At 66.3% G+C, this 11,629-nt stretch carries 12 protein-coding genes; 5 read left to right on the forward strand and 7 right to left on the reverse strand.

The annotated features are described in order from the left end of the window. From ACYJP6_RS15025 to ACYJP6_RS15035, 3 genes are read left to right on the forward strand one after another with little or no spacing between them, the layout of a single operon-like run. Nucleotides 1–819 (forward strand): ABC transporter ATP-binding protein, encoded by an 819-nt coding sequence (locus ACYJP6_RS15025; protein WP_145005592.1) that lies wholly within the window; start codon nt 1–3, stop codon nt 817–819. Continuing rightward, on the forward strand, nt 812–1,690 hold the full coding sequence (locus ACYJP6_RS15030) for an ABC transporter permease (protein WP_115946129.1): 879 nt from the start codon (nt 812–814) through the stop codon (nt 1,688–1,690). The genes ACYJP6_RS15025 and ACYJP6_RS15030 overlap by 8 nt, the downstream gene beginning before the upstream one ends. Before the next feature lie 42 nt (nt 1,691–1,732). Continuing rightward, on the forward strand, nt 1,733–2,764 hold the full coding sequence (locus tag ACYJP6_RS15035) for an amidohydrolase family protein (protein ID WP_459475808.1): 1,032 nt from the start codon (nt 1,733–1,735) through the stop codon (nt 2,762–2,764). 193 nt (nt 2,765–2,957) lie between these two features. On the opposite strand, the gene ACYJP6_RS15040 is transcribed toward ACYJP6_RS15035, so the two are convergent. The 4 genes from ACYJP6_RS15040 to ACYJP6_RS15055 form a co-directional block, all read right to left on the reverse strand. Further along, nucleotides 2,958–4,118, reverse strand: a complete 1,161-nt coding sequence (locus ACYJP6_RS15040; protein WP_459475809.1) for a lactonase family protein — start codon at nt 4,116–4,118, stop codon at nt 2,958–2,960. Between the two features lie 308 nt (nt 4,119–4,426). Then, a complete protein-coding gene (locus tag ACYJP6_RS15045) occupies nt 4,427–4,675 on the reverse strand; it encodes a hypothetical protein (RefSeq protein ID WP_459475810.1) in 249 nt (82 codons plus the stop codon). A gap of 18 nt (nt 4,676–4,693) precedes the next feature. After that, entirely contained in the window at nt 4,694–6,040 is a 1,347-nt protein-coding gene (locus ACYJP6_RS15050; protein WP_459475811.1) for a TRAP transporter large permease subunit, read from the reverse strand. Between the two features lie 56 nt (nt 6,041–6,096). Next, entirely contained in the window at nt 6,097–7,335 is a 1,239-nt protein-coding gene (locus ACYJP6_RS15055) for an alpha-hydroxy acid oxidase (RefSeq protein ID WP_459475812.1), read from the reverse strand. Nucleotides 7,336–7,421: 86 nt separating this feature from the next. On the opposite strand from ACYJP6_RS15055, the gene ACYJP6_RS15060 reads away from it, so the two are divergent. Beyond that, the gene (locus ACYJP6_RS15060) at nt 7,422–8,288 is read left to right on the forward strand and encodes a LysR family transcriptional regulator (RefSeq protein WP_459475814.1); all 867 of its coding nucleotides are present in this window, start codon (nt 7,422–7,424) and stop codon (nt 8,286–8,288) included. Between the two features lie 63 nt (nt 8,289–8,351). On the opposite strand, the gene ACYJP6_RS15065 is transcribed toward ACYJP6_RS15060, so the two are convergent. From ACYJP6_RS15065 to ACYJP6_RS15075, 3 genes are read right to left on the reverse strand one after another with little or no spacing between them, the layout of a single operon-like run. Next, nucleotides 8,352–9,860 (reverse strand): tripartite tricarboxylate transporter permease, encoded by a 1,509-nt coding sequence (locus tag ACYJP6_RS15065; RefSeq protein ID WP_459475815.1) that lies wholly within the window; start codon nt 9,858–9,860, stop codon nt 8,352–8,354. Further along, on the reverse strand, nt 9,860–10,321 hold the full coding sequence (locus ACYJP6_RS15070) for a tripartite tricarboxylate transporter TctB family protein (protein WP_459475817.1): 462 nt from the start codon (nt 10,319–10,321) through the stop codon (nt 9,860–9,862). Before ACYJP6_RS15070 ends, ACYJP6_RS15065 begins: the two co-directional genes overlap by 1 nt. Beyond that, nucleotides 10,309–11,262, reverse strand: coding sequence for a tripartite tricarboxylate transporter substrate binding protein (locus tag ACYJP6_RS15075; protein ID WP_459475818.1), 954 nt, complete (start codon nt 11,260–11,262; stop codon nt 10,309–10,311). Before ACYJP6_RS15075 ends, ACYJP6_RS15070 begins: the two co-directional genes overlap by 13 nt. A gap of 155 nt (nt 11,263–11,417) precedes the next feature. Here ACYJP6_RS15075 and ACYJP6_RS15080 point away from each other — a divergent pair. Then, on the forward strand, nt 11,418–11,629 hold a 212-nt coding region (locus tag ACYJP6_RS15080; protein WP_459475819.1), incomplete at its 3' end, for a hypothetical protein.

The raw sequence follows: 11,629 nt of genomic DNA on the forward strand, positions 1-11,629 counted from the left end.
ATGAATGCCGTACCGACTTCCGCACCCACCGCGGTACCTGATACTGCTGCCTGCCTGCTGCAGGTCGACAACGTGACCCTGCAATACAAGACCCGCGAGCAGCTGATCACCGCGACCCACCAGGTGTCCTTCGCGGTTCGCGAGCACGACCGCTTCATCCTGCTCGGCCCCTCGGGCTGCGGCAAATCCAGCCTGCTCAAGAGCGTCGCCGGCTTTCTCGAACCGGCGGCGGGCCACATCCGCCTCAATGGCCAGGACGTCCGCGAGCCCGGTCCGGATCGCATGATGGTGTTCCAGGAATTCGACCAGTTGATGCCCTGGAAGACCGTGCTGGGCAACATCCTCTTCCCGCTCCAGGAAACCCGGCGCTTCCCCGCCGCCGAACTGCGCGACCGCGCTCGGGCCGCCGCGGTCAAGGTGGGCCTGGAGAAGTTCGTCGATGCCTATCCGCACCAGCTCTCCGGTGGCATGAAGCAGCGCGTGGCCATCGCCCGCGCCCTGGCCATGGAGCCGGCGATCCTGCTGATGGACGAGCCTTTCGCCGCCCTCGACGCCCTCACCCGGCGGCGCATGCAGGAGGAATTGCTCGGGCTTTGGGAACAGTCGCCCTTCACCCTGATGTTCGTCACCCACTCCATTGAGGAGGCCATCCTGCTCGGCTCGCGCATCCTGGTGCTCAGCCCCCATCCCGGCCAGGTCCGTGCCGAACTCGATGCCAGCCAGTACGGCTTCCGCCAGCAGGGCGCGGCCGGCTTCACCGCCTTCCACCACCGCATTAGCCAGATGCTGTTCGGCCACAGCGAGACCGCCCATGAATAAGCCCGCCGTCGTTCTGCAGCCGCGCCCTGACTACGAGTACACGCCGGTCGCCCCCGGCCAGGTCGGCGACATCGCCCGCCGCCTGGGTTTGGCCGAGCGGCTGTTCGCCCAGGCCGGGGTACGCCGTACCCTGGTGCTGATCGCCCTGGCGCTGATCTGGGAGGTCTATGCCCGCTATCTGGACAATCCGCTGATGTTCCCGACCTTCAGCGACACCGTCGTGGCGCTGTGGACCGATCTGGTCAATGGCGCCCTGCCGCTGGCGGTGCTCAGCTCGCTCAAGGTACTGATGGTGAGCTATGGCCTGGCCATCGCCCTGGCGATGCTGCTGACCACCCTGGCGGTGTCGACCCGCGTGGGCACCGACATCCTCGCTACCCTCACCGCCATGTTCAACCCGCTGCCGGCCATCGCCATCCTGCCACTGGCCATGCTCTGGTTCGGCCTCGGCGTGCAGAGCCTGATGCTGGTGATCGTCCACTCGGTACTCTGGGCAGTGGCGCTCAACACCTACTCGGGCTTCCTGTCGGTCAGCCAGACCCAGCGCATGGCCGGGCGCAACTACGGCCTGCGCGGCATCCGCCTGGTGGCCAAGGTGCTGATCCCGGCGGCGGTCCCCTCGATCCTCGCCGGCCTGAAGATCGGCTGGGCCTTCGCCTGGCGTACCCTGATCGCCGCCGAGCTGGTGTTCGGCGTCTCTGGCAACTCGGGTGGCCTGGGCTGGTACGTCTTCCAGCACCGCAACGCCCTGGAGACCTCCAACGTCTTCGCCGGCCTGCTGATGGTCATCATCATCGGCCTGGTGGTGGAAGGCCTGGTGTTCCGCAGCATCGAGGTGCTCACGGTGCGTCGCTGGGGCATGCAGAATTGAGTCGTCGCCCGGCCGCCAAGGAAAACCTCCGGAGCCGTCGCCATGGCTGAGGCTCCGGCTTCTCCCCACGCCCCGGTCCGCGAGGCCTGGCTGGCCCAGGTCCAGGAGCCGATCCTGGAGCCCGAGCTGCCCATCGTCGACGCCCACCACCACCTCTGGGACCGCCCGGGCCAGCGCTACCTGCTGCCCGAGTACCTGGCGGATACCGGCGGCGGGCATCGCATCCAGGCCTCGGTCTATGTGCAGTGCCGCTCGATGTACAGCGCGGACAGAGCCGCGCCCTTCGACGCCGTGGGCGAAGTGGAATTCGCCGCCGGGGTGGCGGCGCAGAGCGCCAGCGGTCTCTATGGCGAGAGCCGGCTCTGCGCGGCCATCGTTGCTGGTGCCGATCTCTGCCAGGGCGAGGGGGTCGTCCCGGTCCTGGAAGAGATGCAGGCCCGCAGCGGCGGGCGGCTACGCGGCATCCGCAATGCCACCGCCTGGCATGCCGACCCACGGCTAGTATCCAATCCACGGCCACCACCGGCGGGCATCCTCCTGGCGGACCGCTTCCACGAAGGCGTGGCCTGTCTTGCCCGGCATGACCTCTCACTGGATATCTGGGCGTACCACACCCAGCTGGACGAGGTGCTCGCCCTCGCCCGGAAATTCCCCGACCAGCCCATGGTGCTCGATCATTTCGGCGGCCCCCTGGGCGCGGGTCCCTATGCGCAGCAGCGCCAGGCGGTGTTCCAGAGTTGGTCTCACGCCATCCAGGCACTGTCCCGCTGCAGCAACCTGCGCCTGAAGCTGGGCGGCCTGGGCATGAAGGTCGGCGGTTTCGCCTTCGATGAACGGGCGACGCCGCCCACCTCGGCCGAGTTAGCAGACCTATGGCGGCCCTATGTACTGAACTGCGTGGAGGCCTTTGGCGCCGAACGCTGCCTGTTCGAAAGCAACTTCCCCGTGGACAAGGGCATGTTCTCCTACGGCGTGCTCTGGAACGCCTTCAAGCGCCTGACCCAGGGCTGGAGCAAGGATGACCGGGAAGCGCTGTTCAGCGGCACAGCCAAGGCTACCTACCGGATTCCCTAAAAGCCGCGACCGATCGAGGCGCTGCTCGCCGGCCCAGTACCTGGGCCAGGCGCCGCAAATTGCCCATGGCGGTCTTCCCTCCCCCGGTTCAGATGGCAAGCCAATCCTCCCCGAGCGACCAGATTGACGGGCAGCGTGCCAGGCGTAGCTGCCCGTCGCCAGGCCGGGCTCCTGACCTGGCCTGGGCTGCCGCTCAGGGCAGCGTCACGATTTCCACCCAGTTGGCACCCTTGCCTCCGGGATAGCGCCCCACCTCGGTCAGTTTCCCGGTACCGTTGTCGATCCGGTAGACGGCTACCGTCTCGGACTTTTCGCCGGTCGCGACCAGGAAACGGCCTTGCGGATCGATGGCGATGCCGCGTGGTTGGTTGACGGTGGAATAGTTTTCGATGAACCGCGGTTGGCCGGTGGAGGCCTCGACCTGGAACAGGGCGATCTTGCTGCTGGTTCTCTCCGTGGTGTACAGATACCGCCCATCAGGCGTCAGCTTGATATCGGCGGCGGAAATCGTGGTTCTCGCCGATTCGTGCGCCCGGGCAGCCAGTCGATCCGCGGTGATAGGCGCCTGGACGACGCCGCGGACGAGTCCGGAATCCGCCGGTACCGAGGCGACCGAGGTCACCGCCGTCAACAAGCCGCTCGTGGCGTCGAGCGCATATTGGGTGACCGTTCCGGACAACTCGTGCAAGACGAAGACAAAGCGGTTATCCGGTGAGAAGACGAAATGGCGTGGCCCCTCCCCGGCCTTGGTCTTGATCAAGGCCGGGTCGTTGGGCAGGAGCCGCCCGCTCGCCGCATCGAAGCGGAATTGCAAAATCTGATCGTCACCCAGATTGGTGACGAAGGCGAACCTGTTGCTCCGATCGGTTTGAATGGCATGGGCATTCCTGCCCGTCGGAACGACCTGGAGCGCAGGCCGGGTTACGGTACAGTCCGCGTCGATCGGGCTGACCGCCACCTGGTTGCCGGAGTAGGAGGCGGTCAACAGGAAACGTCCCGATCGATCGGTAGACACATAGGGCATGCTGTCAGGAAGCGGCGCCTCGGCCAGCGGCGCCAGAACGCCTGAATGTCGATCGATAGCATAGGTGAGCACGCGCGTCGGCGCCGAACGCACCACCGCATACAGGCAACCCTTGCTCGGCGCTACCGCCATGGGCATGACGACCTTGCCCGCCGAGACCGTACCCAGCAACGCCAGAGCGCCGCTGGACTCACTCATCTCGTAGGCCGAGAGGGTGCCATCGATGGAATTCGATACATACGCCAGCGTTTTGCAAAAGGCGGGGACAGGCAGAGCCGCAGCGCCCAGCGAGCACGCCAGAACCCAGGAGCGAAGTCTTGTTGTTTTCATCTTTGTACCTTCTTGTTGAGGGAAAAACGAGTTCGCCTTGGCATCACCCGCCAGCGTCGGCCAAGGACCTGAGCGCGATGTCTTGATCAGCAGCCCCGCGCACGGCAACCGTACGCGGCCTGGGATCCCTGACTGCCGAGCGAGGCGGTCCAGCCAGGTGGCTGGGTACCGGCAGTTATCAGGCGATGGGCCAACCGGTTCTCGGTACCCGGATCAGGGCCCCACCCTCTGGCCACAGGCTCTGTCGCCACGCCAGGGAAAGAGGGTTGGAAAAGACCGCAGTCCAGCCGACCGGGGATTCGGGCCGGTCAGTCGGCGGCTTTCCAGCCCGCCACATAGGCGACCAGCAGCGTCCAGATGCCGAACACACCGGAGAGGGTGAACAACACGGGATCAAGCTTGTTGGCGACCAGGCTTATCCAGGGCCCATTGCCCAGCAGGAACCCGACCGCCTGCAGGGTCACCAGCACCCCGGCCAGGAGCAACATGCTCGTGAGCAACACCACGAAAACACCCACCATGAGGCCTTTGATCGAGAAGCCGGATTCATCGGGCATGGCTTTTACCTCCGCTATTCAATGGGGTACCGGCAGCCAGCCCATTCCTACCCCGACACCCACCAGGATGAAGGGCAGGACATAGAGGACGATGAGCGGCATGAAGGTTTTGCTCGGCGGGACCTGGGCGATGCCGGCCGCGATGTAGATGGCCGCGGCCCCGGGTGGCGACGCCCCTTCCGTGGAGGAGGCAATGAGCACCAAGCCTGCGGCGAGATAGGGATCGACGCCCGCATGCACCAGCACGGTGAAGCCGATGCCACCGATGGTGGCCACCGTGGCCGTCGAGTTCAGCGGCCCGGCCACAAGGATCACCAGGACGACGACGATGACGCAGGCCAGGAGCGCCGAGGCGTTGAGTCCGGTGAGCAATTCCGACAGTTGCTCGGCGAGGCCCAGGGCGGCGAGCGCGGCACCTCCGGCGAAGGCGAAGACGATGGTCGCGCCGATCTCCCGATAGCGGGGCGCGGTCGAGGCGATCAGCTCATACCAGGCGCCCCGCTCCTTCGGCAGCTTGCGCCAGCCCAGCAACAGCGTGAACACCCCTAGCATCACGGGCATCCAGACCATGATGGAGACCGACTTGATGGCCGGAGCTCCCAGTACCCGCTTGAGGTAGTCACTGAAGGGACCCAGGGTCAGCAGGATGGGAATGGCGATGCCCATGAAGATCAGCACGGTCCACCAGCCCCGGGCGAACGACTGCCGCAGCGGTTCGATCTCGTGCGCCTCCCCCCTGCCGATCCGGTAGCGGCGAACGAACAGGTAGACGACCACCAGGCGCCAGGCCAGGCACCAGGCCGAGACGCCGTACATGGTCAGCAGCAGCCGTTCCACCGAGACATAGGGCGCCACGGTGCCCAGCCCCACCAGGATGAAGAAGGAGGCGCTGGGTGGTATGACGGTACCCATCCCGGCATTCCCGGCCACCAGGGTCGCGGCGACGTGGCTCGGCCACTGCGACCTCTTCATCCAGGGGATGGTCACCGTCCCCACCGTCGCCGCATTGGACGAGCCCGAATGGGCGATGGCGCCGAACAAGGATGCCCCGACCGTGGCTACATAGCCCGCGCCCCCGGGCAGGCGCCCCAGCAGGGAATTCAAGATGGCGACCTGGCGATCGATGATGCCGGTCTTGGCCAGCAGCGTGCCGACGAAGGTGAAAGCCAAGGCCGAAAACACCACCTGCTCCGCGAACGCCGCCTGCAACCCGACACTGGCGACGTGGAAGAACCGCTCCTGCCCGAAGGCGCACACGGCGACGAAACCCACCACCATGGCTTCGGCGATGCCCCGCTTGAGCACCGTGCTCCAGAGGACAATGATGAGGATGTAGCTCGCCAGAGCTATCACTGCGATGCCCATGGTGTTCTCCGTAATTGTTCTTGGGATCTGGAGGAAGGACGCCAGCGGATTTCCGGCTAGGGGCGCAGGACCCGCAGGCTGTCCCGCCGGACGTCGCTGGGCTGCTGGATCCCCAGCAGCGCCAGGTTGCGCGACAGTTCGGTGGCCAGGATGCCGATCGCATGCTTGATGCCCGGCTGGCCGCCCACGGCGCCGGCATAGTTCATGGGCCGGCCGATGAAGACGAATTTCGCCCCCAGCGCGAGCGCCATGAGGACGTCATGGCCACGGCGAAAGCCGCTGTCGATCATCACCGGATAATCCGGCCCGACCGCCTTGACCACCTGCGGCAGGCTGGCGATGGGCGCGAGGCTGCCATCCAGCTGGCGCCCGCCATGGTTGGAGACGATGACGCCATCCGCACCAGACTCCCGGGCACGCACGGCATCTTCCGGCGCGAGGATGCCCTTGACCACCAGGGTGCCCGGCCAGTGGCGGCGGATCAGCTCCAGGTGGCGCCAACTCAGGTGATCGCGGGCGCCGAAATCGCGCATCACATTGGCCGATACGATGGGTGCGCCGCGGCCGACGCCGGAGTTCTCGAAGTGCGGCATGCCCCGCCGGAGCAGGGTGCGCAAGGCGGTACCCAGCAGCCAGCGCGGGTGGGTGATGCCTTCCCAGGCCAGGTGCAGATCCGGCTTCAGCGGCGTGGAAAAGCGCGCGCGAATCAGATTCTCCCGATTGGCCGACACCGGCACATCGGCGGTGACCACCAGCGTCTTGAAGCCCGCAGCCTGCACGCGACCGACGAGGGCCAGGATCTTGGCGTCCTCGCCGGGTACATAGGCCTGGAACCAGGCGTCGGGATTTTCCCTGACCACCTCTTCCATCGGTAGCAGGGAGGAGCCGCTCATGATTGCCGGGATGTTGGCCTCCTTGGCCGCCCGGGCCTGGATAAGGTCGCCCTCGAAGGCGGTCAGGGCGCTGATGCCCATGGGCGCGATGCCGAAGGGCGCGCCGTAGCGCTGTCCCAGGAGGGTGGTTTCCAGGCTGCGCGTGGAGGTATCGGTAAAGACGCGCGGGACCCAGGCATAGCGGTCGAATCCGGCGCGATTGCCGCGCAGCGACTTCTCCTGCTCGGCACCGCCGCTGACATAGGCGAACAACGGCTTGGGCAGATGGCGCCGCGCGGCCACCTCGAAGTCATCCAGCGAGAGGATGGCGCGCAGGCGCCGGGGTATCCGATAGGCGCTGCTGCCCTTGGGCAGGGTATGGGAAGCCAAGGGGTAGTCTTGCAGTCGGCTGGTCTGAGTCATGCGCTGGCCCTGTCGTTTTGGCCATCATAGGCGCCGTACCCGTGAAGAAAAGTTATTCTCTGTCGCTCCAAAGACGAGAAATTCTCATGAAAATCGAGGCCTTCATGACGCTGCGGGCGGTGTTGGAGCGCGGCTCCTTCGCCGCGGCCGCGGAAGCGGTGAATCTCACCCCCAGCGCGGTCAGCCTGCAGGTCAAGCAGCTGGAGGCCTACTTTGGCCAGGCGCTGTTCGATCGCTCGGGGCGCGCGGTGCAGCCCACGCCCTTCGCGCTCAAGCTGATCGATACGGTGGCCCGCACCCTGGCGGACCTCGAAGGCCTGCGCAACCAGCGTGCCCTGCCCCTGACCGGTCGCGTCCGCCTGGGGGTGACAGGGTCGATCCTGACGACGCTGCTGCCGAAGGCGGTCGCCGACCTGCAAAGGCGTGCGCCGGCCATCACCCTACAGCTGGAAAGGAACAACACGCCCGAGCTGATCGCGGCGCTGAAAGCGGATCGCCTGGATGCGGCCATCCTGGTCCGGCCACCGGGCGGCGGCTCGGCCCGCCTGCATTGGCAAGACCTGCTCCATGAGCCCCTGGTGCTGGTGGTGCCGGCGCAACTGGAGCACCAGACGCCCGAGCATTATCTGCAGCGGTATCCCTGGATTCGGCTGGATCGCAAACTGGTGGTCGGCCGGCTGGCGGCCCGCTTCGTCGACGGCCTGGTGCCGCAGCGCGAGGCGCTGCTGGACGTGCCCAGCGCCGACGCCATTATCGCCATGGTCGGCCTGGGCCTGGGCGTCTCGGTACTGCCCCGGCTGCGCCCGGAACACCTGGGCACCTATCCGGTGCGGGAGGTCTCCCTCGGCACGGCGGCTCCCATGCGCCAGCTGTCCATGGCGCGGCGCAAGCAGGATTCCGAGAATGCCCTGCTCGACACCATCGCCCAGGCCTTCGCCGTCGCCTGTCGCTAGCGGCAGGCGGGCGCCGCTTCCCAGCTGACCTCGATGGAGGCCTGCTCGGGAGCGACGCCTACCTCAGGCCTCTTCCTCCTGGAAGGCTTCTTCCCGCTTCCGACGAAAGGCCGGCAACACCATCATCACCAGCAGGATGGCCGAGGCGGCGAACAGGGTGGCACTGATTGGCCGCTGGACGAGCACGGCAGGATCACCCTGGGAAATCAACAGGGCGCGCCTCAGGTTGGTTTCCAGCAATGGGCCGAGGACGAAGCCCAGCAACAGCGGACCCGGCTCGCACTTGGCCTTGCGGAACAGATAGCCCAGCAAGCCGAAGATGATCACCAGGGCGACGTCGAAGCCACGGTTGTTGACGCTGTACACCCCGACGCAGCAGAACAGCAGGATGGCCGGGAACAGCAGCCGATACGGCACCTGCAGCAGCCGCACCCAGACGCCGATGAGCGGCAGGTTGATGACCAGCAGCATCAGGTTGCCGATCCACATGCTGGCGATCAGGCCCCAGAACAGCGCCGGCTGGTTGGTGATCACCGAAGGCCCGGGGGTGATGCCGTGGATCATCATGGCGCCGAGCATCATGGCCATGATCGAGTTGGACGGGATACCCAGGGTCAGCAGCGGAATGAAGGACGACTGGGCACCAGCGTTGTTGGCCGACTCCGGCGCGGCGACGCCCTCCACCATCCCGGTACCGAACTGCTCCGGCGTCTTCGACACCTTCTTTTCCAGTGAATAGGCACTGAAGGCGCTCAGGGTCGCACCGCCGCCCGGCAGTACGCCGAGGAAGGTGCCCAGGGCAGTACCGCGCAGGGTGGCCGGCCAGGCCCTGCGGAAGTCCTCGCGGGTGGGCCACAGCCGGGTGATCTTGCCGGCGAGGGAGCCGCGGGCTTCGCGGGATTCAAGGTTGACGGCGATCTCGGCGATGCCGAACAGACCCACCGCGATCACCACGAAGTCGATGCCGTCGTAGAGGTCGGTGGAACCGAAGGTCAGGCGCGTGGTGCCGCTGCTCACGTCCATGCCCACCATGCCGAGCAGCAGCCCCAGGCAGACCATGCCGACCGCCTTGATCACCGAGCCGCTGGCCAGGATGGTCGCCGCCAGCAGGCCGAAGATGGTGAGCGCCACGTATTCCGCCGGCCCGAAGGACAGGGCGAAGCGCGACAGCACCGGGCCAGCCACGGCCAGGGCCACGGTAGCGACGGTACCGGCGAAGAAGGACGCCAGGGCGGCGGTGGCGAGCGCTGCACCCGCCCGCCCCCGCTTGGCCATGGCATGGCCGTCCAGAGCGGTGACCACCGCCGAGGCCTCGCCCGGCAGATTGACCAGGATCGCCGTGGTCGAGCCACCGTACTGGGCGCCGTAGAAGATGCCCGCCAGCATGATCAGGGCCGCCAAGGGTGGCAGGAAATAGGTGATCGGCAGCAGGATCGCCACCGTCGCCGTGGGCCCGATGCCGGGCAGCACGCCGATCAGGGTCCCCAGCAGGGCGCCGATCAGGCAGAAGGCCAGGTTGGTCGGACTCATGGCTTCGGAGAAGCCCAGGTAGAGCGCGTCGAAGAACTCCATCAGAAAGGCCCCACACGCATTTGGACATCCAGTCCATAGATGAAGACCAGCACGCCGAACACCGTCAGCACCACGCTGGAGATCAGCACTTCACGCAGCCGCCACTCGCGGTCGGCCATGCTGCCGAAGATCACCAGCCCGGCTGCCGCGACGATGAAGCCGGCGTACTCGGCCGCCAGGGCGAAGCCACCGACCGAGGCCAGCAGGATCAGCAAGGGCCGGAGCTGCACGGCGCCGATGGGCTCCGCGTGCTGCCACAAACCCAGCAGGCCGATGACGACGCCGAGGATGATCACCAGCGAGCCGACCAGTACCGGCAGATAGCCCGGCCCCATCATGGCCGCACTGCCGAACGGCAGGTCCTTCGACGACCAGAGCACCAGCGCCCCCAGGCCGATGAAGATGGCGCTGGCGAGAAAGTCGGGGCGGCTGCCGCGCGCTTCGCGCTTCACTGCACCCATGGCGAGACGCTCCACAGCTTCTGGTAGCCCTCGAGCTGCGCGGGCATCTGGGCCGCCCAATCCTCACCGGACAGGTAGGCGAGTGGCAGTGAGAGGTCCTGGGCCTGCTTGACGAAGGCCGGATCCTCGATCACCTCCTTCACCGCCTTCGCCATCCGCTGCTCAACCGCCTCGGGCACTCCGGACGGTGCGGCGATACCCCGCTCCGAGGTCATGACCAGATCCACGCCCTGCTCCTTGGCAGTGGGCAGGTTGGGCTGCTGCGGCATGCGCTCGGCGGCGAATTGCGCCAGCACGCGGAAGTCGTCGTCGGCATTCATCTCGCTGATGTTCTGGCCGGCCGCGCTGATGTGGCCGCCCATCAGCGCCGTGCGCGACTCGGACGCGCCACTGAAGGGCACGTGGGTGAGCTTGATGTCGGTCAGCTGCTGCAGCTCCACCATCATCAGGTGGTCATCGGTCCCCACGCCGGAGGTGCCGACCGAGAACTTGCCGGGCGCCGCCTTGGCCGCCGCGGTGAAGTCCGCCAGGGTCTTGTAGGGGGAGTCCTTGGGCACCGCCAGCACGGTGGGGTCGTCGACGATGCGCGCCACGGGGCGGATCTTCGCCGGATCGTAGCCGACCTTGCGCTGCACGCGGGTACTCAGGAAACCGGGGGTATTGATGAAGGCGAACGTATAGCCGTCAGGCTTGGCCTTGCTCAGCATGGTGTAGGCGATCTCGCCCGCCGCGCCGGGCCTGTTCACGATGACGATCTTCGCGCCCAGGCGTTTCTCCAGGTAGGGCTGCATCGCGCGGGCCATGACATCAGTGCTGCCGCCCGGCGCATAGGCGACCAGGAACTCGATCGGCCGGTCTTCCGGCCAGGCGGCCTGGGCGCTGAAGGAGCTGAGGGACAGCGCCAGGAAGGAAGCAAGCACACTACTCGCGGTCTTGGTCATAGAAAGCTCTCTGTTGTTCTTGTTGGAATGGATGTGGCCGGCAGCCGAGCGCCGCCAGGGCCCCCCGGCGACGGCCGGCCTGGAGTGAACCCGGGATAGCCGTTCCAGCCGGGAGAACGTCGCTCGATCGCTCGCCACCTGAGCACGATAATGGAATGCCATTTCACAAACGAGGTCGAGAAACCGGTCTTTTCGGGAAATTCGTAACCAAAAAAGTCACAGGCACACCTTTTCGGCTCTGGCATCCATCCAGGCCAGAGCGTCTTGCGTACCGAAACCGCTATTTTGAAATGACATTTCTTTTTAAAAGGATGATCATGAGCGCCTTGGCTCAACTAGAAGCCTGGAACGCCCTTCCCCATCCCCA

It is taken from the genome of Pseudomonas sp. No.117, assembly GCF_054558395.1.